This window comes from Staphylococcus massiliensis (assembly GCF_043186315.1).
Classification (GTDB): domain Bacteria; phylum Bacillota; class Bacilli; order Staphylococcales; family Staphylococcaceae; genus Staphylococcus; species Staphylococcus massiliensis.
The window spans coordinates 2,213,894-2,240,809 of sequence record NZ_CP171119.1; the positions used below are offsets into that span (position 1 = coordinate 2,213,894).

Sequence of the window (26,916 nt, forward strand, 5' to 3'; positions counted from 1 at the left end):
TAAAGTCATACAAATATTATTATAAAAAAAGTATTTACAATTAAATAAACAATTTGATAATTAGCTTTTCGCAATAACGTAAATATGTAAAGATTGTTAAAACCCATTATTAAAATTATATTACAATATAATTAAAGTAGTTTCTTCTGATTTCCAAAGTATTATAATTGGGACAAAATAAATAAAGTTTCAAAAGGAGAAGTTTATGTCTAAAAAAATACATTACAAAACACCTTCAATTTTGGCACTATCTTTAGCAGGTGTTGCATTTACAACTCAGCACAATACTGTTAAAGCGGATGAAGTTAAAGATACAAATGACGTACCTAACAAGTCTGTTAGTGATGATCAATCTTTAAACAACCAAAGTCAATCAACACAAGAGTCTCCTAACAAAGAGTCTATGAAGATTTCAGGTACGCAAGCATATCAAGACCCTAACCAAATCTCTCAAGAAACTGAGACTCCAAAAACATATGATGCAAAATTAGACGAATTAAATAATGAAACTCCTAGTAACGTTTCAGATGATGTTAATCAAACTACTAAACAACAACATGAAACTACGCAAGCATCATCTCAAGCGACGCAAACTTTAAATGAAACGAGTCAAACAAGTCAACAAACACCAGACAAATCTCAAGAAACAACTGAATCAACAAATCAAAACTCATTAGAAAATGATGATCAGGACGCTAAAACTCAAGATCAAACATCAACATCTAATGATTATACATATCAAGGAAATGAATCAGCATCACCAAGTAACCAAAATTTCGAGCAAAAAGATGCGAAAAGTGATGTACAACAGACAGAAACTAATAGGGACACGTCTTTAAAATCAGACGTATACTCATTACAAACTGAAAATAAATACGCTCAGGGTCAAACGAACCAAGCGTCTAAAGAAACATATGATGACAATGCTTTCACTCAAAATGACGCTCAGAATTCTAAAACAGAAACATATTACCAAGACACTAATTTAAATGAAGAAAAAGACCCATCTATGCAAGGCGAAAGTTCAGATAATACTGATAATGCTCAAAGCTTAACGGACACGTCAATCGGGCAACAAGATTCTAGTCATAATAGTGAACCTACTAATGATTCGAAGGATGAAACATACAATACATCTAGCACGGAAGACCTACAACAAAGTCGCCAACAAGCACAGAACTATAATGAAGAGAACCAAAATGCATCAAACGAAGCTAACCCACATTCACAACATAATTCTAATTTCTCAGAAGATATTAATGAGGATGTATCTCTTCAAGAAGGTGTAATCACATCTGATTCAAATTCACAAGAGGATAAGGATTCTAAATCAACGTCTGATCAACGTACTCAAAATAATGACGAAGATGCTCTAGATGGAAATCGTGTGGCAACTGATGATGTTTCTAATAACAACATGCACCAAGTTGACGAAGAGGTATCAGAACAAAATGACAATAATGGTCTAAACAATGAATTATATAAACAAGAACAGCTAAAAACGAATCATAATTTTAGTAACCAAGAGTCTAATAAAAATCAACCTGAAAAATCATTATACAACCAAGAACAAGACGTTCATTTAGATAACACAGGGCATGAAATAGATGAGAGCAAAGAAGAAGACGTTTCTCAAACACGTGATGAGAAAGTAGCTAATTCTACTCCTTTAGATGAGCAACCAGAAAATGTTCAATCTCATAATAATCAAGTGGAGCAACTTTCAACACATAATCATGAAGCTAATAATAATTTAAAAGATGATACTAACTTGAATGCTTCTGAAACTAAGTCGAATAAAGATTTAGTTAACGAGGAACAAACTAATTACAATGATCAGTTAGATAAAAATGACCAAAAAGATAAGCTTAATCACTCTAATTCAGAAAATACGAAACAAAACGAAACACGTAGCTTAAGTGATAACCATGATTCAAGTGACCAATCTAATCAATTCAACAGTGAACGTGAAAAATACCACAACATTAATAAACAAACTCAATCTGAACAAGATGCAAATGAAACTCATGAAACAAGTAAAGATCAACAAGCTTCAGATTTAAATCCTAGATCTCGTTCATTAGCTTTCGATGATCAACAAGAAAATGTTCAAAATACTTATGCAAACGACAATACTCAAGTAACGTCACGCCAAGGTAATAATGCTAACAATGAGACTCGTGTCTCTGAGCAACAAGCACGTCCTGAATCACGCACGCGTTCAACTCGTTCAATAAGTACTTATAATAATGAACGAAATCAGAATACTGGTGGTATCTCAGCAAATAACAGTACGCTACCTGCTTATAAACCACAGGTTAAATCTGATATCAATAACTACATTCGTACAAATAAGTTTAAAGCGCCGACTTATGAACAAGACATTGCGCCATACTTACCTAAATATCCGTATCGAAATGGTGTAGGTCGTCCTGAAGGCATTATTGTTCATGATACTGCTAATGATAATTCAACATTACAAAATGAAGTTGATTACATGAAGAATAATTACAATTCAGCATTTGTTCATGGTTATATTGATGGTGAGCGCATTGTTGAAACTTCTTATACGGATTATTTATCATGGGGAGCTGGCCCTACAGCAAACCAACGTTACATCTCTATTGAACTTGTTCACGAACATGGTAAAGATCGTTTTGCTAAACAAATGAATAACTTTGCTGATTATGCAGCTACTAATCTACAATATTATGGTCTAAAACCCGATAGTGCCGAATACGATGGTCAAGGTACAGTTTGGACGCATGATGCCATTTCAAGATACTTAGGTGGTACAGACCACACAGACCCTCATGGTTACTTACGTTCAAGAGGCTATAGTTATGATGAGCTTTATGATTTGATTAATGAAAAATATGCTGTTAAAACTGGTCAAGCCTCCCCTGCTATTCCAGAAGGACAACAAACGGGGTTGCACGTAGATAAAGTTAATGGATTAGGTCGCTTAAATTCGAATGGCTTGTATACTTCTGTATATGATAAAAATACTTCAAGACAAGGTAAAACAGACAACACTTATAGCATTAAGAAGAAAGCTAATCTTAACGGTCAAGATTATTATTTAATGTCTGATTATAATAAAAAGAACACTTTAGGTTGGGCTAAAGCTGAACATGTGCAGTACTCTAACACTAAGGCAGCTACTACTAATAACAAAGTTTATAAAATAAGACCTGGCGAAAAGTTATATACTACACCTTGGGGTTCATCTAAACAAATTCGTGGTTATGCTAACCCAGATCATACTTTCCAAGCATCTAAACAACAACAAGTTAATGACTCAGTATTCGTATACGGAAATGTTGATGGTGAAACAGGTTGGGTTGATGAAAGCCACCTTACAGACACTGGCATAACTATGTCCGATTATAATGGTATGGGTAAAATTAATAGCGATTATAAAGGTGTTTATGATTCAATTTATGACCAAACTGGTACTAAAAAGGATTCTTTAAAGAGCAAAAGTTTTAAATTATCTAAGAAAGCTAGCTATAACAAACGTAATTTTTACCTAATGAATGATTATAATACGAATGCAGCTAAGGGTTGGATTTTACAAGATGATGTGAATGCTCGTGACATGAGTAAACCTGTATCCATTAACAAAACATTTAACTTTAAATCAAATGCAACAGTATATAGTGTTCCATGGGCTTCATTAGGTCAAAAAGTAGCTAAAATTAGTGGCGATTCTTCGAGTCAATTCAAATCTTCTAAGAAGGTAAATGTTAAAGATGAGACATATTATTATGGTACTGTAGGCAAACATAAAGGATGGGTAAATGGTCATGTACTAAAAGAAGGTTCCCCTAAGGTTGCATCATTAAGTAATCTTAAAGAAGACTTTTCTGACCAAGCGTCTCTTGGTGCGACACATTTAGATCAACCTAAGAAATTAGACAAAGATAATCATAAACAAGCTTATGAAGACTCTAAAAAAGATGATAAACAAAAAGCTCACGACGTAAATAAGTCATCTAATAAAGACACTGTGATCTCTAAATCAGATATTAAACCTTCTCACTTCGATAACAAGACAACAAAAGATGATTATAAGGTTAAACACCAAAATGAAGTTAAACCAAGTATTGTTACATCATTTAATGATTATAAAACGGATAAAACTACTAATCATAAAGGCAGCCAACCTTCACTAAATACTATGCCTGAAACACAAGACAACACTGCACCTACTATACAACCAGAAACGATGGAAGAGAATAAATCTTATAATGTAAATAAAGTAGGACAAATCAAAGCACTAAATTCTGGAGTTAAGCCATCGGTTCATCATAAAAGTGGTTCAAGTGCAGATAAACATTTAGATAAGACATATACTGTGCGTAAAACAAAAGTTAAAAATGGCGAACAATATTTCTTACTACAAGATAACTTAAAGAAAACACCTATTGGTTGGTGTAAAGGTGAAGATTTAGAACTTAAAGACGTATCACCTGAAACAAGACAACAAAAAACGTACCACGTTAAACCAAATAACAGTGGTTTATATTCTGTACCATCAGGTTCTAAGAAACAACAAATTGATCGTTTACAAAACGTTGATTCACCGCAGTTCAAGTCTTCAAAATCAGTTAACGTTAATAATGATAAATATCATTACGGACATGTTAACCAAAAATTAGGTTGGATGGCTGATAAAGACTTAACAGAAGTGCCTGATACTAACGCGTACGGTGTAGCTAATAGTAATTCTCAAGGTGTAACAGGTACGGATTCTACTTCAAATCCTAAAACACCTTACGAAGAAGATTATGTTATAACAAACCAATGGGGTTATTTCTTTAAGAACTTAGGTGATAAAACACCTGCTGGTAGTTTAAAGGACCACCATTTAACACTATTCGCTGTATTCGAAAAAGCAACATTTAACGGCGAAGTATGGTATCACGGTGCTTTAGCTGATGGTACTAAAGTATGGATTAAAGCTAAGGATCTTAAACTAGACTTAGAAAATATTTATTACTCACCTTATTCATTAGATGAAGCATACAATACGCAAACGCAATTAAATCCACCACCTCAACTACACGAAAGTGGTCGTGATTGGGAAGATGCTTCTGAGGAAGACATCATTCCTAGGATGGATACAACACAACTTAAGCAAGATGAAGCCCAAAGATATCAGTTTTTACGCTTAAATAAAACTCAATTTTTATCAGCTGAGGAGTTAAATCAATTGCTTGAAGGTCAAGGCGTATTAGAGGGTCAAGGCCAAGCTTTTAAACAAGCGGCTACTGACCACCACATTAATGAAATCTACTTAATTTCACACGCCCTTCTAGAAACAGGTAAAGGGACATCTGAACTAGCTAATGGCGGATATGTGGATGAAAATAATCAGGTCGTTACGAACGATGAATCTAAGAAGTTCTATAATATGTATGGCATTGGTGCAGAAGACCAAGATCCAATCCGTCTCGGATTAAAAACTGCTGAAGAAAATGGATGGGATTCTGTTTCAAAAGCAATTATCGGTGGTGCAGAATTCATATCAAATAATTATGTGAAGCAAGACCAAAATACGTTATATCGTATGAGATGGAACCCTCATGCACCAGGTATGCATCAATATGCGACAGATGTTAAATGGGCAGAACATAATGCGAAACGTATGAAAGAATACTATGACCAAATTGGTCGTACTGGAAAGTATTTCGATGTAGACCTTTATCGCGTATAAGCGTACAAAATAAGTAAACATTGTTAATTAAGTAAAAGGACGTAGGACTCCTCATAAGTCCCACGTCCTTTTACTCATTATAATTAATTTTTTTAATTAGTATCGATAATTTCAAAATATCTTCTTGAGTAAGCTGCGCACATTTCTTCTCAAGATACATCAGTCTTTCTGCTTGTAATTGCTCTACAATAAAGCGCCCTTTCTTACTTAATGCTAAGATATTACATCTTTTATCATATTCAGATTGTTTGCTGGTAATCCATTTTGAAGCAACAAGTTTCTTAATCCATCTTGAAACAATAGATTGTTCCTTATTGATTCGCATAGTTAAATCATACTGTGATAGGTTCTGGAATTTATAAAGTGTACGGAGTAATTCAAGTTGTTCTAGCGTCAAATTAAGTCGTTGTCCGAAGCGTTTATCTACAATCATCATGGTGTCAGTGAAATGCATCAAATTTTCATTAAGTTGTTTATACATAGTTGTCGTCTCCATAATCACATATAATTTTATTTATTATAAAATCATTCAACACATTTTACAACTTAAACTTTAAATTAGTGAAACCTTTGCATTTTAAAGGGCTTTATAATAAATTAACTATGATACAAAAGAAAACAAGGAGTATTCCGATGACACAGAATCATAAAAGAGACTACTATTTCGATAACGCCAGAGCATGGCTCATCTTTCTAGTAGTTTTTGGGCATGTTGTTAGACCTCATTTAGAAAGTGACAAAATACTTACAACACTTTATCTATTTATTTATAGTTTTCACATGCCTACATTCTTATTTATATCTGGCTATTTTGCTAAAAAGGCAGGCCAAGAAGGTTACTTAGAAAAGGTTGGTAAAAAACTTTTAGCACCTTATGTAATTTTCTTTTCATTCTTTTCAATTTATTATTATTTCACAGGAAAGAATGCCAAAATTGAATTAGATCCATTTGATCCTATATTCGCACTATGGTTTTTACTTACACTATTCTTCTTTAATGTCATTTTGATTGTAGTTAAACAATTTAAACCGATTTATGTGTTAGTTGGATCAATTATCTTATCTGTTTTTGCTGGGTTTTCAACAGACATAAATGGCTTCTTAAGTGTATCGCGAACTGTAGTTTTCTTCCCTATCTTTTATGTAGGGTACTTAATGTCTAAATCTCAAACTACACACTTACAAAGTAAAAAATGGCTTCCCGCTTCAATTGGTGTACTAGCGATATTATTCATAGCTTACTGGATTCATCCGATCAACTCGTCATGGTTACTTGGTAGTTCACCTTACAAAGATGTGAGCGTTGTGAATGCTATATGGAGTCCGTTAAAACGCTTGGTTCTTTACGGTATCATCTTTAGTTCAATGTTCGCCTTCTTAAATTTAATGTCTAAAAATAAAAAATGGTATACGTATATCGGTACAAGAACGCTTTATGTATACTTGTTACACGGCATTTTCGTTGGCGTCTTAAGAGGCTTTGAAATTAAGCCATTTACAGATAACTTACTTATCGAAACACTATATATCATAGCTATTTCTACTTTTATCGTCTGGCTACTATCTACTGACTTTATAGCTAAATGGACGAACCCTATCATTAACTTAAAGTCACCATCTAATTTTAAACCAAAATCATAATACCTGAATAACGTGCATGTTGACGTGTAACTTGTTAAAATACAGACACTATCGCATGCGCGTTTTTATTTTACAAAGGGGTAATGGATATGAAATTAGAACTAAATCAACATTCTCGCTTTTTAAAAGCACCTAGTATTAGACAATTCTCTAATAGAATTAAACATATTGATGATTGTGTAAATTTGACGATTGGCCAACCAGACTTTCCAATGCCTGAAGTCGTTAAAGAGGCATACATAAATGCGATTGAACGCGATCAAACAACTTATTCACATAACAAAGGCTTAATTGAAGCTCGCGAAGCCGTAGCTAACTTTCTAAGAAGACGATATAACATCGAATATGACGCTGAAGAAGAAATCATCATTACTAACGGCGCGAGTGAAGCTTTAGATACGTCATTACGATGTATCATTGAACCTGGCGATGAGATTATTGTGCCTGGCCCTGTATATGCTGGGTATATCCCTCTCATTCAAACGCTTGGCGGGGTAGCTGTTTATATTGATACTAAAGAAACGGATTACAAGGTAACGCCAGAAGCAATAAAGTCTCATGTGTCTGATAAAACGAAAGCGATACTTTTAAATTATCCTACGAATCCTACGGGTGTTATCTTAACGGAACAGGAAGTCGCTAACCTTGTAGATGTCCTTAAGCATTTAGAGATATTTATTATAAGCGATGAGATTTACGCTGAGAATACCTTTAAAGGTCAACATACGTCGTTTGGTCAGTTTAAAGATATTCGCGACCAATTATTAATCATTAATGGCTTAAGTAAATCACATTCAGCTACAGGTATCCGTATCGGATTTTTAATCGGACCGGCTTACCTAATTGAAAAGTTAACGTTCATGCATGCTTATAACTGTATATGCGCTAATGTTCCTGCTCAACATGCATGTATCGTTGCGTTAAATGAGGCAATAGAAGCACCTAAAGCGATGAATAAAGCTTATATAGAAAGACGCGATTACGTTAAGAAACGATTAGTTGAAATGGGGCTTGAACTAAATGCTGAGCCAGAAGGCGCATTCTATATCTTCCCTAGCATTAAACATTTCATGGAAGACGATTTTGATTTCTGTGTTCAAGCTTTAGAAAATCATCACGTAGCTCTAGTTCCTGGATCTGCTTTCACAGATGCTGGTAAAGGACATATTCGTATTTCTTATGCGTATGAAATGCCTCAACTCGAAGAAGGTATGAATCGCTTAGAAGCGTTTTTAAATACCTTTAAATAATCTAACTAGGCTCGTTTGTGAAAAGACGTCACGGTAAATGCGTGACGTCTTTATTAATATATGATTTACACCTTACCAGTGCGTCCTTTAAATGATTTTTTTATCGGCTATTAGCAACTTTAAGTGATTATTTCCTTCTTATTCAAACTAGTAGCCCTACTTTCATCAAAAATAAAAAAGCGCCACATCCAAATGAGTGGCACCTTTCAAAATCGTATTAAGGGAATTTTGGGAACTGATCGAAATCTGGACGACGTTTCTCTTTAAATGCATCGCGTCCTTCTTTAGCTTCGTCAGATGTGTAATATAATAATGTCGCATCTCCAGCGAATTGTTGTAAACCGGCTAAGCCGTCTGTATCAGCGTTCATAGCAGCTTTTAAGAATCTTAAAGCAGTTGGTGAATGTTCCATCATTTCTTTACACCATTGAACTGTCTCATCTTCTAATTGCTCATAAGGCACTACAGTGTTTACTAAGCCCATATCAAGCGCTTGTTGTGCATCATATTGACGGCATAAGTACCAAATTTCACGTGCTTTCTTATGACCAACGATACGAGCTAAGTAACCTGAACCGTAACCAGCATCAAATGAACCTACCTTAGGACCAGTTTGACCAAATCTAGCGTTATCAGCAGCAATTGTTAAATCACAAACGATGTGTAATACATGACCGCCACCTATTGCATAGCCACTAACCATCGCAACTACAGGTTTTGGAATAACGCGAATTAATCGTTGAAGATCTAATACGTTAAGACGTGGAATTTGGTCATCTCCTACGTAACCGCCATGACCACGAACTTTTTGGTCTCCGCCTGAACAGAATGCTTTTTCACCTTCACCAGTCAAGATAATTGTACTGACGTTTTGATCATCACGCGCTCTTGAAAAGGCATCGATCATTTCTTGTACAGTTTTAGGTGTGAAAGCATTACGTACCTCAGGTCGATTAATCGTGATTTTAGCAATACCTTCGAAGAATTCATATTTTATTTCATCATACTCTTTTAATGTTTCCCATTGACGTGTCATTGTCGTCCTCCTAATGTAAATGTTAATACTATTGTATCAAAATTGGCTTTATCTTCCACGTGAACCGTATGGCCTGCATCCTTAATTACTGAAACATCACTTTGAGGTAATAATTGCTCCATCTTTTCAGCTATAGAAACAAACTTTTCATCAAGTTCACCTACAATAATCTTTACAGGTACTTCGATATTTTTGATGTCATTCCACAGATTAGGCATTGAACCTGTCCCATAATCGCGCAGTGCTTTTGCTAATTTAACGGGATCTTGTTTCATTCGATTACGTCGGATTGCCTCTCTCGTCTCCTTATTTAAGCTTTGTTGAGATGCGAAAAGCGGTAACTTCTCCCAATCATTCACAAAAACTTCAAGTCCTGCAATTTCTAGAACTTTCGCTCGTGCTTCATCAACCTTAACGCGTTCTTCACGGTCAGATTCCCCTTTAATGCCTGGAGACGTACTCTCAAGAACTAGCCCTTTGAGCAACGCTTTGCCGTGTAACGCATAGTACATTGCTACGCGTCCACCCATCGAATAACCGTGTAAATATAAGTCATACATATCATATTGTTCTAATATTTGATCAAGCTCATGCGTTATCATCTTGAAATCCCAAGTCATAGTTAAATCAGAGGTATCTTCCCCGTGACCAGGTAAATCTATGGTCATCACGTTAACTTTCTCTTTAAAGCTTTCTACATCGTCTTCATAAGTTGTACCATCACTTATAAAACCGTGGAGTAACACGAGTAATTGATTCGTTTTAGCTTTAGATTCATAAAAATTATAATGTAGCATTAATTACCTCACCCATTTTCTTATATAACGCTTCGTGTTGACGTTGATTTTCGTCTCGATTCGTTTGGATTTCAATAATATTTGCATGTAACTTAGGTAAGTCTAAATGTTTAAAAGTTTCTATTTCATTCATAACTTGATAATTAAAATCATACAAGTAAGCGGTATGCTTAAAGTCAAGACCAGTTGGCGTGCCAAATAATCGCTCAAAGTAGTCATTCGCCTCTTTATGTTGAGGTAGATAATTAAAAATGCCGCCCCCATCGTTGTTAAGAAGAACGATGTTCAGATTGATGTCGTTCAATTTCGCCATAAGTAGACCATTCATATCATGATAAAATGCTAAATCTCCAATAAGTAGTGTGACGTCTTTATGAACAGCCATTCCTAACGCAGTCGAAACAACACCATCGATGCCATTAGCACCGCGGTTAGCATAGACGTTTATTTTTTGCTTAAGTAACAGAGTATCCACGTCTCGAATCGGCATACTGTTACTTACAAATAGATTGGAACCTTCAGGCAACTTATCGATTAAATGACTTACATAAGCTGCTTCATCACTACCAGTTTCTTTAAATTCTTCAAGCTCTATTTGCGCAAGTTGATTGTATTCTTGCCATTGTTTTAAAAACGATGGACGTTTAGTTGCTTTTAAATGATGTAGAGATTTAAAGAAATCATTAATACTTATCTCATAAGTCACATCTGGCGCTTTAGGAAAGGCGTCTGGATAGTCCGATTCTTGAACTAAAATTTGAAAAGCGCGAGATTTCTTTAACCATTGATTAAGTTTTTTAGAGATGACTGGTCGCCCTACTCTGATGACAAAGTTTGCTTCAAAGTCTAAACCTGAACGCATCAATAAATCATAAGAAGTAATGAGATTTTGATGTTCAGTATGTCGTAATTCAGATAATGGGTCCGCTAATATAGGTAAGTCATGAATTGTCGCGAATGTTAATAAATCATTAGCTTCCTGATGTTGAATGTCACCTACAATAATCAGACCTTTAGGCTGACTCAGATACGCCTCTATATTTCGAATATCAACTGTTTGGTGAACGTTCGAAATCATTTTTGATTCAGAAAGTAATAAGTGACCTTGAGTGAGATCAGGTGTCAATGGCTCTCTAAACGGTAGATTAAAATGAATAGGCCCCATATGTGTACCTTTTAAATGACAGCTCGCTTTTTGAAGTTGATACGAAATTGTTTCCATCATTTGAGGCTGTCCATCGGCAATTGGGAAATCAAATGCATAGCGTACATAGTTTTGAAACATATCGACTTGATCAATCGCTTGAGGAGCACCAACGCCTCTTAGTTCATGCGGTCGATCACTTGTTAAAACGATCAATGGTAAGTGACTAATCGCACATTCTGCTACTGCTGGTACATAATTCGCAGCAGCAGTACCAGAAGTACATAGCACTGCAACTGGTCTATTACTCCCTTTAATTAATCCTAGAGCAAAGAATGCAGCACTACGTTCATCTGGATGAATCCAAGTTTTAATATTAGGATGCATTTCACACGCAATCGCTAATGGTGTAGATCTTGAACCAGGACTAACAACGATTTCTCGCATTCCATAAGCATATAATTCAGAAACAAATTTAAATACTTGTTCTGTTAAATGTTGTTTGTGATTAGACATATTGTTCTACTCCTAATGCCTTCATCATAGGCATAAATTTCAATGCCGTTTCTTCGATTTCCTTTTCAGGGATAGAATCGTATACAATCCCACAACCTGCAAATAGTAATGCGCCAACATCTTTAATTAACATTGAACGTATTGCAACGATAAATTCACAATCGTTATACACATCTATGAAACCGACCGGTGCACCATAGAGCCCTCTCGTTCCGAATTCATGTTTTTCAATAAATTCAAGCGCTTTTTCTTTAGGAAAGCCCCCTAACGCAGGTGTTGGGTGTAAACGATCAATTAAACTAATGTATCCTTTAGTAGATAAAGGTCCTTTAAACTCAGTCAATAAGTGATACAGATGATCGTTTTTAAGCAACTTCGGTTCTTTATTATAATCGATAGATTCAATGTAAGACTCTGTATCTTCAAGTATGCTATCAACGACGAATTGATGTTCTTGTAAATTTTTAGGATCATTTAGAAAGTCTTCAATTTGCTTTAGATCCTCTTCTTCATCAAAACTACGCTTAATTGTACCTGCGATGGCTTTAGTCTTGAGCACACCATCTTTAACGCGCATAAGTTGTTCTGGCGTTTGAGATAAGAAGGTATCTTCACCTGATTCTAATACAAATAGATAGCTATTCTTTTCATTCTCTAGTGCTTGATTAATAACAGTGTAAACAGGAATATCTTCTTCAAAGCGCACAATACGACGTCTTGCAAGAACTACTTTTTCGTCTTCATTCATAGCATTTACTACATCAGACACGATATCTTTCCATTCATCTTTAAAGATATCTTCAATACGTTTAACATCTGAAATCGGTTTAAGAGGCTCTTTTTCTGCATTTAAGACACGCTTAATTTCCGCTTTTAAATCCTCCATTGAAAAGTCCTCTTTAGAAACGGTGTATGTGATATAAGTTTGATCTTCTTCAAATGAAATTAATACTTCTGGTAATACAAAGTGGTTTAAACCAAAACGGCGCCAACGGTCATCTTTTTGATGCGAAGAAAATTGAAATCCGCCGCAGATCTTTAAATGGTGATATTCTGATTCAAAATGTATTAAATTGATATTTGATTTATATTTTAACCACTCTTCAAAAATGGATTGTTTGTTTTCGATATGATTAGAAAACGTTTGAGCAACACGATAACCGAAAAATGCAGATTGCCCACCATTTTCACGAAAATAAAATCGATTCCCCTTATCTTCCTCTGTTAATTGGAATAAAGCAATTGGGTCTATCGCTTTGTTTAATGCCAATTCAACAGAAACGATCTTTTTATTATTATGATATATTTGATCGATGATTTCACTTTCTCTGACATCGACAGTCATACATTTCACTTCTTTCATAGACATCTTCTCATACTCATTTATTGTATCATTTTTAAACATTGTTGTGTGTGCCGTTGCTTGATTTACTTGAACTGAAGTCAATATACATTGACCATGTATATGAATTTTCTTATACTTAATTTGTAAATCGATAAATAAGAGGTATTATAATATGACAAATTATCATAAAGAGCATTCAAAGCTACGTAAGTATTGGATGTTAATGCGTCCACATACACTTACGGCAGCTATTGTTCCTGTATTGGTAGGAACTGCCATTGCCAAGTTATATTTACTTGGTGGCGAAGATCATTTAAGACTTGATCTAATCCTAGCAATGCTTATCGCTTCACTCCTTATCCAAGCCGCTACGAATATGTTTAATGAGTATTTTGATTACAAAAAAGGGTTAGATGACCATACCTCTGTTGGTATTGGTGGTGCTATTGTGCGAGATGGCATGTCACCTAAACTTGTAATGAATCTTGCTATTCTCTTCTATATTATTGCTGCGATACTTGGTATCTATTTAGCTAGTCAAAGCTCGTTTTGGATTATTCCTGTAGGCGTCTTATGTATGGCGGTCGGTTATTTATATACAGGCGGACCGTTCCCTATTTCATGGACACCATTTGGTGAAATTTTCGCAGGTGTATTTATGGGTATGTTCATTATCCTACTTGCTTTCTTTATCCAAACAGGTAACATACAAACTTATGCGATTTGGTTAAGTATTCCAATCGTGATTACAATTGGGCTAATCAATATGGCTAATAATATTAGAGACCGTAAAAAAGATAAAAGAAGTGGACGACGTACTTTACCAATTTTACTAGGTAAGAAGTTATCAGTTTTACTCATGGCGTTTATGTATTTAGTCGCTTATCTATGGGTAATTTACACGGTTATCTTTAAACCTGGTGGCTCATTCTTTTATTTACTCGTATTATTATCTTTCCCATGGCCAATCAAAGTTATTAGACGCTTCCAAAGATTCGACCGTCCAGAAACTATGATGCCTGCTATGGCAGCAGCTGGTAAGTTAAATACGTTCTTTGGTTTATTATATGCTCTAGGTATTTATATTAGTGCACTACTTGGTGGCGCATAATTTATAACAAGAATTAAGCCAGTATCCATCGTTTAGATTGGATACTGGCTTTTTTATATGAAGTGAAATTTTAAGCGTAATATTAAGCTTCCTCAACTTGCTTGACTTGATGGCGTTCATTAAAGAATTGTCGATAACTTAAATATGTAGCACATAGCGCACACATAATCGTCGCTGTAGTATGAATAAAGACTACCATAAGCTGAAATTTAATCGCTTCAAGTGGAGGTACACCTGCGATAATCAGACCTGTCATCATTCCTGGAATTGAAACTAATCCGTATGTTTTAACTGAATCAATTGTAGGTACTATCGCAACTTTGACGCTTTCTCGAATAACTTGCTTAGATGATAAATAAGGCGTAGCACCGAGGGCTAATTTTGACTCTATTAATTCTCTATCCTTTTTAAAAGTACGGTCTAGATTTTGATAAGCTAAATTGATGGCGATCATGCCGTTACTTCCGAGCATACCCGCTACTGGAATAACTTCATTAGCATTAAAATCAATGGCTCCTGTTATTAAAACGAAACTTAAAGACAAGACACCACCTACTAGCATGGAAACTAACGAAATCCAAAAGACGTGTTTAACAAGACTTGAAGCTCGATTAACCGTATTCCAAGCAGCATTCACCATGATGACCAATGTAAGTACTATGATTAACCATGGTTCTTCGACTTTGAAAACGTAGTCTAGAATTAATCCAATTAAAAGTAGTTGTACTACAGCACGAATACTCGCAATAATTAAGTCTTTAGAAATGTTAAGTTTTTCTTTATATGAAACTAATATTGGTATTAATAAAAGTAAAGCAGTTAAAGCTAATGACGCAGTACTCACTTTAATACCTCCTCATGCGTTATTTCGCCAGCATCGATTGTGATACGCTTTTCAAATTGACGATGACTTTGATTCGTATCATGTGTAATCCAAAGGAGTGCCACGCCCTTTTGATTTAATTCGAAGATGTGCTTTTCAATATTTATTTGATTCTGTTCATCTAAAGCACTTGTTGATTCGTCAAGAAGCAACACATCTGGTGTATACATGAGCTGTCTTGCTATTGTAATACGTTGTTTCTCCCCACCTGATAAGTTTGCTACCTTGTCACATAAGTCGTAACGACCTAAACCAACCTTTTGTAACAAACCATATGCGCGGTCTTCATTAAAGGATTCTTTTCGAATGATCGACGGGAAAATAAGGTTATCTTTTATAGTTTCTCCAAATAAGGACGGGGCTTGTGGTAAATAACTGACGTGCTGCCTTAGTTTCTCAGGTTGATATTGATCATATGTCTTTCCTTTAAAGTAAATCTCACCTGAGGTAACTGAGATTAAATTTGAAATCGCACGTAATAATGTACTTTTACCACTACCTGAAGGTCCAACGATTGCGATTGAGCTACCTTTTTCAATGGTTAAATTAATATTCTTTAGAATTTTACGTTGATCTGTCTGATATGACACGTTTTTGAGTTCTAACATAACATCTGCCTCTCAAAATTTATTCAATATAACACTACCCTACTTCAAGTAATCTTATCATATTAACGTGCATTAACTTTAGACTGTAAGAATATCTTCAAAATTTAAGTTAAATACCTTTTTATACCATTTTTATAAGTAATAAGACCTAAGTATTAATTAAACGTTTTACAGTAAGGGTATACAAGAAATATGAACATGTCTTAAGGAGGTGACAGTCATGGTTGTAAATAAAGTCATCTATATTATTTTAGCTCTATTTTTAGGAAGCTTTGGTGTTCATAAGTTCTATGCGGGTCGCCCAATGCAAGGTATCCTCTATATTCTTTTCTTATGGACAGGTATCCCTCATATCTTAGCTATAATTAGTGCAGTATTAGTAGCGTTAACACCTGCGGATCAATATGGTAATGTACGCATTTAATGCATACTAAAAAGTGCGCCCACTTCTGTGGACGCACTTTTTTTAATTTGATTTGAGTTCTTTTATAACGTCATCTTTTATAACAGGTCCAAGTGAACGTGCAAATGAATCAGTCATATGATTAGAATCAAAGTAAACGAAGATATTACCTCGTACAGCTTGGAATTTATTTTCAGGTGCGATGTATTTATTGTAATCATAATAACTTACACCTTTAATTTCTTTCGGTTTACATTGTTCTTCACCCATAATACGCGTAACATCTTTCTCCCAATCTGAATCCTTTTCATATTGTTCTACAGCATTACGCTTCAATCTCGGATTGTCACGTACAGCAAAAATTAGAATATCTAAATCATGCATTTTTTTAAATTGCTTTTCAAATCCTTTAGGAACACCTTGACTGCCCTCATTGCCTGCCATAGAAACATTGGCATTTGTAAATAATAAATCAAATTCATCTTTATGCGCTTTAATATATCGGTTTACATTAATCATCCATTCATTTACTGAAGGAGATTGGTGTGCGGCTGAGAATTGCGCGCCTGCTTTACCTAAGTGGGTGATTTTGATATCTTCATCATCCGCAAACTCTTGTAAAGCGCCTAACCAATGACTTGAGTGAGAGCCACCGACTAATAAGATATTATACTTAGGGCTTTCAGTGTCTCCGTATTCGATTACTTTGGCGTCGTTACCTTTAAAGTCCATACCACCGTCGCCATATGCATCTGACTTATCTTTTTTAACGTTAGCGATATTTGGAATTGGTTCTTTTTCCGTATAATCTTTTTCATCTGCTAACGCTCCTGTATAAGTATCGTTTGGTAAGGATTTATCATCAGGTCCTGCCATAGATACCATCACATAGTAAACCATGCCACCAATGATTAATAAATTAAGCGCAAACATTGGGATAAGTTTTTTCTTAGATGACTTGTTTTTATTTCGAAGTGGCTTTTCAATAAATTTAGTCATAAGAAAACTTAACGCAATAGACGCTAGGATAATTAAAATACCATGCAATGTTGAAGGTTGTTCAGCAATATTATATTTATAGAATGCTAAGATGACCCAGTGCCATAAATAGATACCGAACGAAATGCCACCTAATTTAACGAAGGGCTTTGAACTTAATAAACGCTCTACGCCAAACTTAGATGCATGGTTACCTGATATAAGGATAAATAACGCGCATACCATAGGCCATAGTGCGATGTAACCTGGGAACATGGTTGATACATCGAATAAGATACCTGTTAAGATGAGCCCAATTAAACCGATCCATCCTAAAATATTACCTATAATTTTAGGTAGCTTAATCTTGGATAGGTTCATACATAACAAGCCGCCTAGCGCGAACTGCCAAATTCGAGCTAATGGGTTAAAGTATGCGAATGGTTGGTTCACACTTGTTTGATACACTGAGAAACTAAATGAAGCGATAAATAAAATAAGTAATACGATATTGATTAATGTGCTCGCACGCTTCATGCTTAATTTCTTAACGATAAAGATTATTATCGTGAAAAGTAAAAACCAAATTATGTAAAACTGTCCTTGAATAGACATTGCCCAAAAGTGTTCTACGGGCGTTTTCATTTCTTCCTTGTTTAAATAATCTGTGTTGGAAAATGCAAGTTGTAAATTCTGGAAGTAAAATAGTGAAGCTATGATTTCTTTAGTGGTCTTCTCTAAGATGGATTTAGGTAGAATAAAAAATGATGCTACTGTAACTGTAAATAAGATTGTGAGTACGCTTGGAAGTAGTCGCTTCATGAGGTTTCCGAAATACTGAAACGGTGATATGTAACCTAGTTTGTTAACCTTCGAAATAATAGAAGTGGTTATAAGGAAACCTGATATGACGAAGAAGACGTCTACACCGCCTGATACACGACCGAGCCAGATGTGATAAATGGCGACCAACATCGCTGCGACAATTCGTACCCCTTCAATCTCTGGTCTAAATTTTCTTTCAACATCAATATGTATGTCTCTATCTGTTATATTGATACCTCCCAGAATATCGTATCATAAATAAAAAAATCTTAATATCTTTAAAGATATTAAGATTCCAGACTGTCGACAAAGTCCTACGGACTTGTCGGCATTTTTTATTTTTCAATATTTTACATAACAACCTGTTTGCCCATTTCTAGTATAATAATAGTAATAAGATATTGAGGTGATAGTATGCTAAATAAATCTTCCAATAACAGAGAACAATTTGAAATGATTTCAATATCTCAGTTAGTTCCTGATGATCACTTGTTACGTAAAGTTGAAAAAGTCTTAGATCTTAACTTTGTTTATGATTTAGTGAAAGATAAATACTGCTTAGATAATGGCAGACCTTCTATAGACCCTGTAATTCTAGTAAAAATCCTTCTAATTCAAAAATTATTCGGTATTAAATCTATGAGACAAACTATAAAAGAAATTCACACTAATGTAGCGTACCGATGGTACTTAGGTTATGGATTCTTTGATAAAGTCCCTCATTTCGGTACTTTTAGCAAAAACTATACCCGCCGATTTTATGATAATAAGGTATTTGAAGAAATCTTCCAACACATCTTAGAAATTGCTTTTGAAAATGATCTTATTAATACCGAGCAAATTTTTATCGATTCAACTCATATTAAAGCCAATGCCAATAAAAATAAATATATTAAGAAAGTTGTTCAAATTGAAGCCAAAGCATACCAAAAAGAATTGGATGATGAAGTAAATCTTCTAAGAAAAGCCGATGGAAAAAAGCCTATAAAAAAGAAAAAGGAAGTGAAAACTAAATATATAAAAGAAAGTAAAACTGATCCAGAGTCTGGTTATTATGTGAAGAGCGAGAGAGAAAAGCAATTTGCCTATTCGCTACATGCATGTGTCGATAGACACGGCTTCATTTTAGATTCACATGTCACTCCAGGAAATGTCCATGATAGTACACAATTGAAACCTATGATAGAAAGAATGGAGAAATTAGGTTTAAAGGCGAGATATGTAGCAGTTGATTCTGGTTATAAGACTCCAGCTAACGCACACTATCTTATTGAAAAATTAATGATACCCGTGATGCCGTATACTCGGCCAAAAGGAAAAGAAGGTTTCTTCAAAAATCGCGATTTCATCTACGATGAATATTATGATAGTTATATTTGTCCTAATGATGAGTTTTTAACTTACAAAAGAACTATGCCCACTGGACACAGACTATATATGTCAAGTTCTGACACATGTCGTGAATGCCCATTATTGAGTAAATGTACCGAAAATAAACAGTTTCAAAAACAAATCCAAAGGCATGTATGGCAAGATGATTTGGATATAGTTGAAGACTTAAGGTTTATGGATTCAATTAAAAAAATATATAAAATGAGAAGCCAAACAATAGAAAGACGATTTGGTGATGCTAAAGAGCAACATGGTATGAGATGGACACGTTTTCGAGGTTTAGGAAAGGTGACAATGGATACGATGTTTACTTGTGCTGCGATGAATTTGAAAAAAGTAGCTACGTGGCTTACATAAGAGTCCGTGAGGACTTCTATTTTAAAGAATTTTATACATATTTTCGAAAAAATCATAAAAAAACAAACTACCGTTACACTTTTTATATGCTATAACGATAGTTTGTCTACAGTCTGAAATCTTAATATCTTTAAAGATATTAAGATTCATCAGGAAGTACGGAAACGGAGGGATTCGAACCCTCGCGCCGCTCTCGCGACCTACACCCTTAGCAGGGGCGCCTCTTCAGCCAACTTGAGTACGTTTCCATGGCTCCACAGGTAGGACTCGAACCTACGACCGATCGGTTAACAGCCGATAGCTCTACCACTGAGCTACTGTGGAATAATTATTAATTTTTTCGAGCACAAGTATTATTATAACAATAGTATGGCATATTTCAAGGATTTTCTTAAAAAAATTAACGGAAAATTTACACTTCCATGATAAAATTCCCGTTAACTTTACAACTTGAATTAAATCTTCATATTATTAAGATTGTAAGATGGAATAATGCGTCAACGCTTCAAATAAATTGAGTTGTGATTTGGAGTAATCAATCGAGTTATCAGGATCGTTCTTCAATAATCTCGCATGTTTATCCATTAAATAGTAGTAATAGATACAGTTCATGTACTGATGTCTCATGCTATGATACGAAATATTAACATTGATTGATTCTAAATTTGAGAAGTAAACTTTGCATTTAGCCCCTTTTAATGGCTTAATGTCTTCGAGATAATGGATATTAATCCATGTGTTTTCAAATGAGCGGTCTGAATGTGTAGGAAAGAAATAAGTAGGAAATAATGGCGTTAATAAGATTGGGGTTTTGTTCGAAATTTCAGTGAGCCGTTTCGTCTGCATTTTACGACCTAGATATGTGTCACCATAAAATTTGCACGATCGTTCAATAATACGTCTCACTCTCGAATCAACGATTTCATGGTGCTTAGAGTAGCGCATCACTTCTGTTTGATGACTTGGTATATGCCCGATAAACACTGGCCGTACAACCATATCCCCACGCCGAATAATATAGCCCATGGGTATTCGCCCTCCTTTCGAAAAGACTCGAATATAAAAAGGTACAGCCACATACACCCTTTTATATTCTAATTTAATTTTATAATCAAATTAAATAAAGTCAAGCGAAACTTTTAGTGTTATATTACAACTTAAATATTCGAAATGTCAGAATATTCATTGATTTTAGAATATAGCGCTTGTATAATATCAATAAATAAAGAAAGGAGCTTTTGCTAATGAATCACGAAACCAATGTTAAATATAATACGCTAGAAACCTTTGTCACAACGATAAACGATTTAGGGGTTGAACTTATCATCGAAGCATCTTTAAAGGAAGTACGTAAGAAGCAATTACGTCAGCTTATCGATGACGCTTTAGTCGAAAAGAACGAGCAAGATTTCAATCGTTATACAAATGAATACAAGCAATTGGAGGCTACTCAAATTGGATAACTCATGCTCGATTTCCAAATTATAAAAGGTCTATTCACTGACGACTTACAAGTGAATAGACCTTAATTTATTATGATATCAATTCAATAATCTCGTCGCGATCGATATCCCCAAAGTAATGGTATAAATCATAAGACTGCCATGCTTGTTTAATATCTTGATATGAATGTGGCACTTCAATTAATGCTTCCTCAAGATCATTGACATCTTGTTCACCAAAGAAGTCACCAAATATCTTCGCATGTTTAATTTTACCTTTCTGTACATCAAGTTTCACTTGTAAAAAGCCCTTCTCAAACTTATGTGCACGCTCGAAATTGTATTTCGGATTCTTACCATAATTCCAATCCCAATTACGATACTTTTCATTACTTAAAGCTTCAATTTGAGCCCAATCTTCTTTCGTAAGCTGATACGTCTCAACTTCACGCTCGCCGAAAATCGTCTTGATAATGATTGCTTTGAAGTCATCGATTGTAATTGGTTCTTCTAGAAAATCTACAATATTCGCGACACGTTTTCGAACAGACTTAATCCCCTTAGATTTAATCTTCGCTGGGTTTACAGTTAACGCTCTTGAAACTTCATCAAGATTACTGTTTAACATTAAAGTCCCGTGACTAAACATACGTTTCTTTACCTTTACCATCGCATTACCAGATATCTTCTGATCGCCAACTTGAATATCATTGCGACCTGTAAGTTCCGCTTCTACACCAAGCTCATTCAATGCCGTTACAATAGGCTCTGTAAACTTCTTAAAGTTATGGAAGCTGTTACCATCATCATCTGTAATAAAACTAAAATTTAGATTACCGAAATCGTGATACACAGCGCCGCCACCTGAAATACGACGCACAACATCAATACCATGTTCTTTAATATATGCTTGATTAACCTCTTCAATCGTATTTTGGTTCTTACCAATTATAATTGATGGTCGGTTAATGTAGAACAAGAAATAGTCATGGTCACTTGGTAAATGTTTAAGCACGTATTCTTCCATAGCTAAATTTAGCGTTGGATCTGTTATATTTTCGTTATCGATGAATTTCATCTTGACCACTCCTTTATAAGTCTTACTTCTATTTATGACTCAAATCCCTTAAAAAAGCCAATTTTAAACATTCACATTTGACAAATCTTTAAAAATCTGATTTTAAGGTGTAAAAAAGACGGATTATAGTTTATTTACCAGAACTTTTTTAGTACAATATAGATTAGTTATAAATTTTAGGAGGACGCAAAATGACGATTGCAGAAGTTGGAAATATTGTAGAATTTTATGATGGTTTAAGAGGTCGTGTTGAAAAGATCAATGATAACTCAGTTATAGTAGACTTAACAATTATGGATAATTTCAATGATTTAGAGCTACCAGAGAAAACTGTAATTAATCATAAGCGTTATAAAATTGTAGAACAAGAAGGATAATTACATGAAGCACATCACAAAACCATTGATTTGGTTTATCGTAAGTTTTATCATTTTTCATATTATATTAATGTTGATGCACGGTGAACACAAAGTATATTGGTTCTTGTATACCGGCATCATGTTAATCGTTGGTATTAGTTACATTTTCTATCAACGTGATATTAACTCGAAACGCCTACTACCTTCAATTGGCGTCGGGTTTCTAGCAAGTATAGCGTTAATTCTATTACAAGTTATACTATCATTTATCACGAAATATTTGAGTTATAATTCACTTATCAAAACGTTAGCTTCTACTGGCGTCATTTATAAATGGCAACTTTTAATTACGCTATTATTTGCGATTCCATGTCATGAATTATACATGCGCACAGTACTTCAAAAGGAGCTTATCAAGATTATTCCAAACAAATGGATCATTATGGTCATTGTAGCCATAGCTTCAAGTTCATTATTCATCTATTTAGATAAATGGTGGCTTGTGCTATTTATCTTCGTGTCACAACTACTGTTAGCGTTTAGCTATCATTACACACGTCGCATTATCACAACAGTTATCGCTCAAGTTGTGTCCGTAATACTTATCCTGATGATCCATGGATTATAGTATGTCATTCACACGAAACTTTCTCTTTTTTGAAAAGCCATTTCAAATAAACAAATCTTAAAGCATTCAAATATGTCTTCTATTCATGAAAAGTCCTTGCGTTAAAATGATACATACGCAAGGGCTTCGTTTTATATCTAAAGCTTTAATTAAGGTACAAAGTTCATTCAGTGAGGTAATTATTATAGATAATACAATTCCTAAACAGCTGACTCCTAGACATTTATTAAACAAAGTAGCATTGCTACTTTGTAAGTCCAACTAACAAACTGAAGTTTGAGTTGGACTAAACAGGAAAGCAAGCTATTTAATGAAATTGGTTAATATCTTATAGGGCTTTTCAAAAAGGGGGACGCTACTCAACTTATATAAAGCATTCTGACTTAAGCGTTTCCTTAATTAACTCAGGCATTGACTTCTTGCCATGCTCATGAATCACATGGTCCTGGAATAAATGCGCGTAATTACGATAACAATAATCCGTCATACTGATACGGTAGTGATGATCCAGATTAATATTCTTCAGCGTCACGCGGTTAAACATCGGTTTATCGAGGTCGACATCATACGTTACGCCTTCGAAGAACGGAAATAGCGTCGTATCCATATGATTCAGCACAACCTTGCCTGCCTCGTTCTCTTCAATATGCGACACAGCATACTCAAGCATTGTTAGAATGCTCTGACCGCTAATCGTAATATCAAGCGGCTTATCAGGATGTGGATACGAATTATAAATATCCTCATTCGTAAGCTTACCTGACAGGCCCTTCACGTTTGAGTTTGCGACGTGAACGCATGTAATATTACGGTCGAATTGACGACGCATACTCTTATGAAGCAGCTGAATGAATGCATGCGACGATTTAAACAGGGCATCAAAGTCATCTACACTAAAGTTAATATGATTCATCGTGACATATTCCTGAGACCAGTGGCGAACCGCTTTACGATCAAAGTACGTTAGGTCCAACAACGTTTCGTCCTCTTCATACGCATTTAAATCGACAATTTTCGGCTTTACTTCAACGAGTTCAATTGAATTCGTACGTTTCTTAAATAGGATTTCGACGTGAATAAGATGTTCGGCATTCTGACCCGCTTGTACATAAACAGTGCCTTGGTCTTCACCAATCGTTGTTTCGTGTTGATTGCCGGTGATAATCAAGTCGATAACACCTATTTGATGCATGAGCTTCTCAGCTTCGTTAATCTTACGTTCGCGCTCCGTGTCGTGTCGACGCATCTTATATAGGCCACCGTGATACAAGACAATCATGTAATCCGGTTCTTCTTTCTCATGAATATAGCGTAACCATTGCTTCGCGATAAACATCGTCTTCTCAATCTTAACGTCTTCCACCATTTCGGCATATTCTTTCTCCATTAAACCATCAGACGTTAAGCCAACTATAGCGACCTTAATGCCGTCAAAATTTTTAATCGTATAAGGTGTCGAGAAGTATGGTTCTTTCGTTACGCGATATTCAATATTCGCAGACAACCAAGGAAAGCGTGATAACGCAACAGAACGATTTAAATATGTAAGCCCGAATTTAAATTCCTTAGCACTAATGCCACTTGCATCGTACTCAAGCGCGTTCATCAACTTAATCATCGGGTGTCTCTTATAAGGCTTCACAATGGCATAGTAGAATGCAGTTAACGTACCAGCTAAACTACCCCCGCTATCGAGTAATAACACATTGCGATTGTGGTGTCTCACTTCTTTCACGTAAGTGCCAGCTCTATAGATATTTGAACCAAATTCCCCATTCAGTACGTGACTATGTATATCCGATGTCGCTAAAACGTTCACTTTAACATACTCATTTAAATTCACGTCAAATCCCCCTTTCATAACATTTTAACATGGGCACATGATTCAAGTACACGAGACCTATCTTACTTTTTGAAAAGCCCTATCCAAGCACGATCAGTTGATGGCAAGATGTTAATTCAAGCGAGGACTTTCGAAAATTTATCCTCGTTCACCTCATAAAAAAAAGCGCTCTTAAAGTTAAAATCAACTTTAAGAGACGCTTCAACGTCATCAAATAGCTTAACCAATTTGAATGCGTTCTTTCGGATAATGGAATTTATCTGCTTCTCTATGACCACTCAACATAATAATAAATGCGATTAAGCCTACACGACCGATAAGCATTAGTATCATCAGAATGGCTTTAGAACCGTTCTCTAAATCAGGTGTGATACCCATCGATAAACCACATGTACCGAAGGCCGACATCACTTCAAAGAATACTTTGATTAAGTCATGTTCTTGACCTTCCATTGCCATAATTAAAAATACGCTTGTGAACGTTAAGATAATCGCTACAGTTACCACTGCGAATGAACGTAATACGTCCGTGCCGTAAATTTCACGATTAAACACTTTAATCGATAAGTTATCTGTATTCGTACGATAGTTAATTAAGAATAAAATCAGTATCGCGAACGTAGTTGTTCGAATACCCCCACCTACTGAGTTAGGTGAAGAACCGATAAACATAAGACCACTCATAAACATATTCGTTGCTTCTGAGAAATGGTTTTGATCAATCGTTTGTAAACCAGCACTACGCGATGTCGTAGATTGGAATAAAGCATAGAATAATGACTTATGCCATGACATACCACTAAAGGCATGATTATGTTCGACGATCAAGATGACGAGCGTTCCTAATACAAACAGAATCAGATACGTTATCGTCGTGACTTTTGCGAAAAGAGAGAACCTAAAATTAGGCACTTTGTTCTTGATATAAGCTTTAATCTCCATAAGTACTGGGAAACCAATAGACCCGAGTATGATTAAGAACATCACGATAGTTTGAACGAAGTAATCATTCGAATATGGTACAAGTGAATTTCCTGTGATATCTAAACCACCGTTTGTTGTCGCTGAGATAGATACGAAGATGCCTTGTATAATCGCTTCTTTAAGATCTGGCTTATCCATATAGAAATAAAATGTTAATAAGCTCGCACCTACTGCCTCGATAATTAATATCGCTCTTACAATTTCAATAATCAGCTTGACTGTACCACTCATGATATTTCGATTATTATCAAGCATGATTAGTTGTCGCTCTCTGATACCGATATGTTTACCAAGTAACACCCATAGAATCGTACCGATAGCCATAACACCGATACCACCAATGTTTAAGATGATTAGTATAATGAAATGGCCGAAAGTTGAATATGTATCTAATATCGTAACTGGGGTGAGCCCGGTCACACTAATACCTGATACCGCAACAAACAATGTATCGATAGGATCTACCTTGACGCCAGGTTTATGGACGAAAGGTAAATTCAGCATGAGAAATGCGATAATAATAGCGAATATATAGAATAATACAATACCTTGCTGAGGCGTCATTTTTCGAAAG

At 35.2% G+C, this 26,916-nt stretch carries 21 protein-coding genes and 2 tRNA genes; 9 read left to right on the forward strand and 14 right to left on the reverse strand.

The features are described from left to right. Positions 1 to 205 precede the first annotated feature (205 nt). Positions 206 to 5,722 (forward strand): glucosaminidase domain-containing protein, encoded by a 5,517-nt coding sequence (locus tag ACF3N8_RS10655; protein ID WP_009383722.1) that lies wholly within the window; start codon positions 206 to 208, stop codon positions 5,720 to 5,722. Positions 5,723 to 5,792: 70 nt separating this feature from the next. Here the strand turns inward: ACF3N8_RS10655 and ACF3N8_RS10660 are convergent, their stop codons facing one another. After that, positions 5,793 to 6,203 (reverse strand): MarR family transcriptional regulator, encoded by a 411-nt coding sequence (locus ACF3N8_RS10660; protein ID WP_009383723.1) that lies wholly within the window; start codon positions 6,201 to 6,203, stop codon positions 5,793 to 5,795. A 152-nt stretch (positions 6,204 to 6,355) separates the two neighbouring features. Between ACF3N8_RS10660 and ACF3N8_RS10665 the strand changes: the two genes are divergently transcribed. Continuing rightward, a complete protein-coding gene (locus tag ACF3N8_RS10665) occupies positions 6,356 to 7,363 on the forward strand; it encodes an acyltransferase family protein (RefSeq protein WP_009383724.1) in 1,008 nt (335 codons plus the stop codon). A gap of 89 nt (positions 7,364 to 7,452) precedes the next feature. Continuing rightward, positions 7,453 to 8,613: an aminotransferase class I/II-fold pyridoxal phosphate-dependent enzyme gene (locus ACF3N8_RS10670; RefSeq protein ID WP_009383725.1), complete on the forward strand. Its 1,161-nt coding sequence runs from the start codon at positions 7,453 to 7,455 to the stop codon at positions 8,611 to 8,613. Between the two features lie 217 nt (positions 8,614 to 8,830). On the opposite strand, the gene menB is transcribed toward ACF3N8_RS10670, so the two are convergent. Genes menB through ACF3N8_RS10690 form a run of 4 tightly spaced genes read right to left on the reverse strand, consistent with a single transcriptional unit; the run spans position 8,831 to position 13,451 of the window. Beyond that, positions 8,831 to 9,649, reverse strand: coding sequence for a 1,4-dihydroxy-2-naphthoyl-CoA synthase (gene menB, locus ACF3N8_RS10675; RefSeq protein WP_009383726.1), 819 nt, complete (start codon positions 9,647 to 9,649; stop codon positions 8,831 to 8,833). Beyond that, positions 9,646 to 10,446, reverse strand: a complete 801-nt coding sequence (gene menH / locus ACF3N8_RS10680; RefSeq protein ID WP_009383728.1) for a 2-succinyl-6-hydroxy-2,4-cyclohexadiene-1-carboxylate synthase — start codon at positions 10,444 to 10,446, stop codon at positions 9,646 to 9,648. Before menH ends, menB begins: the two co-directional genes overlap by 4 nt. After that, positions 10,433 to 12,106 carry a 2-succinyl-5-enolpyruvyl-6-hydroxy-3-cyclohexene-1-carboxylic-acid synthase gene (gene menD, locus ACF3N8_RS10685; protein WP_009383731.1) on the reverse strand — a complete coding sequence of 558 codons (1,674 nt, stop codon included), beginning with the start codon at positions 12,104 to 12,106 and terminating at the stop codon, positions 10,433 to 10,435. The genes menH and menD overlap by 14 nt, the downstream gene beginning before the upstream one ends. After that, a complete protein-coding gene (locus ACF3N8_RS10690) occupies positions 12,099 to 13,451 on the reverse strand; it encodes an isochorismate synthase (protein ID WP_037556757.1) in 1,353 nt (450 codons plus the stop codon). Before ACF3N8_RS10690 ends, menD begins: the two co-directional genes overlap by 8 nt. A gap of 172 nt (positions 13,452 to 13,623) precedes the next feature. Here ACF3N8_RS10690 and ACF3N8_RS10695 point away from each other — a divergent pair, with 172 nt between their 5' ends. After that, positions 13,624 to 14,562: a 1,4-dihydroxy-2-naphthoate polyprenyltransferase gene (locus ACF3N8_RS10695; RefSeq protein ID WP_009383734.1), complete on the forward strand. Its 939-nt coding sequence runs from the start codon at positions 13,624 to 13,626 to the stop codon at positions 14,560 to 14,562. Positions 14,563 to 14,644: 82 nt separating this feature from the next. Here ACF3N8_RS10695 and ACF3N8_RS10700 read toward each other — a convergent pair whose 3' ends face one another. After that, the gene (locus tag ACF3N8_RS10700) at positions 14,645 to 15,406 is read right to left on the reverse strand and encodes an ABC transporter permease (protein ID WP_009383735.1); all 762 of its coding nucleotides are present in this window, start codon (positions 15,404 to 15,406) and stop codon (positions 14,645 to 14,647) included. Next, on the reverse strand, positions 15,403 to 16,053 hold the full coding sequence (locus ACF3N8_RS10705) for an ATP-binding cassette domain-containing protein (protein WP_009383736.1): 651 nt from the start codon (positions 16,051 to 16,053) through the stop codon (positions 15,403 to 15,405). The genes ACF3N8_RS10700 and ACF3N8_RS10705 overlap by 4 nt, the downstream gene beginning before the upstream one ends. Positions 16,054 to 16,273: 220 nt before the next feature. Here ACF3N8_RS10705 and ACF3N8_RS10710 point away from each other — a divergent pair, with 220 nt between their 5' ends. Continuing rightward, positions 16,274 to 16,477, forward strand: coding sequence for a TM2 domain-containing protein (locus ACF3N8_RS10710; protein WP_009383737.1), 204 nt, complete (start codon positions 16,274 to 16,276; stop codon positions 16,475 to 16,477). A gap of 42 nt (positions 16,478 to 16,519) precedes the next feature. On the opposite strand, the gene ACF3N8_RS10715 is transcribed toward ACF3N8_RS10710, so the two are convergent. After that, on the reverse strand, positions 16,520 to 18,505 hold the full coding sequence (locus ACF3N8_RS10715; protein ID WP_327078782.1) for an acyltransferase: 1,986 nt from the start codon (positions 18,503 to 18,505) through the stop codon (positions 16,520 to 16,522). Between the two features lie 168 nt (positions 18,506 to 18,673). On the opposite strand from ACF3N8_RS10715, the gene ACF3N8_RS10720 reads away from it, so the two are divergent. After that, a complete protein-coding gene (locus ACF3N8_RS10720) occupies positions 18,674 to 20,008 on the forward strand; it encodes an IS1182 family transposase (protein WP_103370597.1) in 1,335 nt (444 codons plus the stop codon). 159 nt (positions 20,009 to 20,167) lie between these two features. Here ACF3N8_RS10720 and ACF3N8_RS10725 read toward each other — a convergent pair. From ACF3N8_RS10725 to ACF3N8_RS10735, 3 genes are all read right to left on the reverse strand, one after another. Next, a tRNA-Ser gene (locus tag ACF3N8_RS10725) sits at positions 20,168 to 20,256 on the reverse strand. 1 nt (position 20,257) lies between these two features. Beyond that, a tRNA-Asn gene (locus ACF3N8_RS10730) sits at positions 20,258 to 20,332 on the reverse strand. A 147-nt stretch (positions 20,333 to 20,479) separates the two neighbouring features. After that, on the reverse strand, positions 20,480 to 21,034 hold the full coding sequence (locus ACF3N8_RS10735) for a competence protein ComK (protein ID WP_009383578.1): 555 nt from the start codon (positions 21,032 to 21,034) through the stop codon (positions 20,480 to 20,482). A gap of 218 nt (positions 21,035 to 21,252) precedes the next feature. Here ACF3N8_RS10735 and ACF3N8_RS10740 point away from each other — a divergent pair, with 218 nt between their 5' ends. Continuing rightward, a complete protein-coding gene (locus ACF3N8_RS10740; protein WP_009383577.1) occupies positions 21,253 to 21,471 on the forward strand; it encodes an IDEAL domain-containing protein in 219 nt (72 codons plus the stop codon). 70 nt (positions 21,472 to 21,541) lie between these two features. Here the strand turns inward: ACF3N8_RS10740 and ACF3N8_RS10745 are convergent, their stop codons facing one another. Beyond that, positions 21,542 to 22,528, reverse strand: coding sequence for a lipoate--protein ligase (locus tag ACF3N8_RS10745; protein ID WP_009383576.1), 987 nt, complete (start codon positions 22,526 to 22,528; stop codon positions 21,542 to 21,544). A 191-nt stretch (positions 22,529 to 22,719) separates the two neighbouring features. Between ACF3N8_RS10745 and ACF3N8_RS10750 the strand changes: the two genes are divergently transcribed. Further along, positions 22,720 to 22,905: a YkvS family protein gene (locus tag ACF3N8_RS10750; protein WP_009383575.1), complete on the forward strand. Its 186-nt coding sequence runs from the start codon at positions 22,720 to 22,722 to the stop codon at positions 22,903 to 22,905. A gap of 4 nt (positions 22,906 to 22,909) precedes the next feature. Further along, positions 22,910 to 23,515 (forward strand): type II CAAX prenyl endopeptidase Rce1 family protein, encoded by a 606-nt coding sequence (locus tag ACF3N8_RS10755; RefSeq protein ID WP_009383574.1) that lies wholly within the window; start codon positions 22,910 to 22,912, stop codon positions 23,513 to 23,515. A 364-nt stretch (positions 23,516 to 23,879) separates the two neighbouring features. Here the strand turns inward: ACF3N8_RS10755 and ACF3N8_RS10760 are convergent, their stop codons facing one another. Together ACF3N8_RS10760 and ACF3N8_RS10765 are read right to left on the reverse strand one after the other, a co-directional pair. Continuing rightward, positions 23,880 to 25,358: a bifunctional UDP-sugar hydrolase/5'-nucleotidase gene (locus ACF3N8_RS10760; protein ID WP_017176617.1), complete on the reverse strand. Its 1,479-nt coding sequence runs from the start codon at positions 25,356 to 25,358 to the stop codon at positions 23,880 to 23,882. 219 nt (positions 25,359 to 25,577) lie between these two features. Continuing rightward, positions 25,578 to 26,906 carry a TrkH family potassium uptake protein gene (locus ACF3N8_RS10765; protein WP_193765456.1) on the reverse strand — a complete coding sequence of 443 codons (1,329 nt, stop codon included), beginning with the start codon at positions 26,904 to 26,906 and terminating at the stop codon, positions 25,578 to 25,580. Positions 26,907 to 26,916 lie beyond the last annotated feature (10 nt).

What these genes read in the sequence shown, in the direction of transcription:
- ACF3N8_RS10670 (WP_009383725.1), top strand. Translation starts at nt 7,453, where the DNA reads ATGAAATTAGAACTAAATCAACATTCTCGCTTTTTAAAAGCACCTAGT.
- ACF3N8_RS10745 (WP_009383576.1), bottom strand. Translation starts at nt 22,528, where the DNA reads ATGAAATTCATCGATAACGAAAATATAACAGATCCAACGCTAAATTTA.
- ACF3N8_RS10710 (WP_009383737.1), top strand. Translation starts at nt 16,274, where the DNA reads ATGGTTGTAAATAAAGTCATCTATATTATTTTAGCTCTATTTTTAGGA.
- ACF3N8_RS10695 (WP_009383734.1), top strand. Translation starts at nt 13,624, where the DNA reads ATGACAAATTATCATAAAGAGCATTCAAAGCTACGTAAGTATTGGATG.
- ACF3N8_RS10660 (WP_009383723.1), bottom strand. Translation starts at nt 6,203, where the DNA reads ATGTATAAACAACTTAATGAAAATTTGATGCATTTCACTGACACCATG.
- ACF3N8_RS10750 (WP_009383575.1), top strand. Translation starts at nt 22,720, where the DNA reads ATGACGATTGCAGAAGTTGGAAATATTGTAGAATTTTATGATGGTTTA.
- ACF3N8_RS10720 (WP_103370597.1), top strand. Translation starts at nt 18,674, where the DNA reads ATGCTAAATAAATCTTCCAATAACAGAGAACAATTTGAAATGATTTCA.
- ACF3N8_RS10755 (WP_009383574.1), top strand. Translation starts at nt 22,910, where the DNA reads ATGAAGCACATCACAAAACCATTGATTTGGTTTATCGTAAGTTTTATC.
- ACF3N8_RS10765 (WP_193765456.1), bottom strand. Translation starts at nt 26,906, where the DNA reads ATGACGCCTCAGCAAGGTATTGTATTATTCTATATATTCGCTATTATT.
- ACF3N8_RS10705 (WP_009383736.1), bottom strand. Translation starts at nt 16,053, where the DNA reads ATGTTAGAACTCAAAAACGTGTCATATCAGACAGATCAACGTAAAATT.
- ACF3N8_RS10740 (WP_009383577.1), top strand. Translation starts at nt 21,253, where the DNA reads ATGAATCACGAAACCAATGTTAAATATAATACGCTAGAAACCTTTGTC.
- menB (WP_009383726.1), bottom strand. Translation starts at nt 9,649, where the DNA reads ATGACACGTCAATGGGAAACATTAAAAGAGTATGATGAAATAAAATAT.
- menH (WP_009383728.1), bottom strand. Translation starts at nt 10,446, where the DNA reads ATGCTACATTATAATTTTTATGAATCTAAAGCTAAAACGAATCAATTA.
- ACF3N8_RS10655 (WP_009383722.1), top strand. Translation starts at nt 206, where the DNA reads ATGTCTAAAAAAATACATTACAAAACACCTTCAATTTTGGCACTATCT.
- ACF3N8_RS10690 (WP_037556757.1), bottom strand. Translation starts at nt 13,451, where the DNA reads ATGACTGTCGATGTCAGAGAAAGTGAAATCATCGATCAAATATATCAT.
- ACF3N8_RS10735 (WP_009383578.1), bottom strand. Translation starts at nt 21,034, where the DNA reads ATGGGCTATATTATTCGGCGTGGGGATATGGTTGTACGGCCAGTGTTT.
- menD (WP_009383731.1), bottom strand. Translation starts at nt 12,106, where the DNA reads ATGTCTAATCACAAACAACATTTAACAGAACAAGTATTTAAATTTGTT.
- ACF3N8_RS10665 (WP_009383724.1), top strand. Translation starts at nt 6,356, where the DNA reads ATGACACAGAATCATAAAAGAGACTACTATTTCGATAACGCCAGAGCA.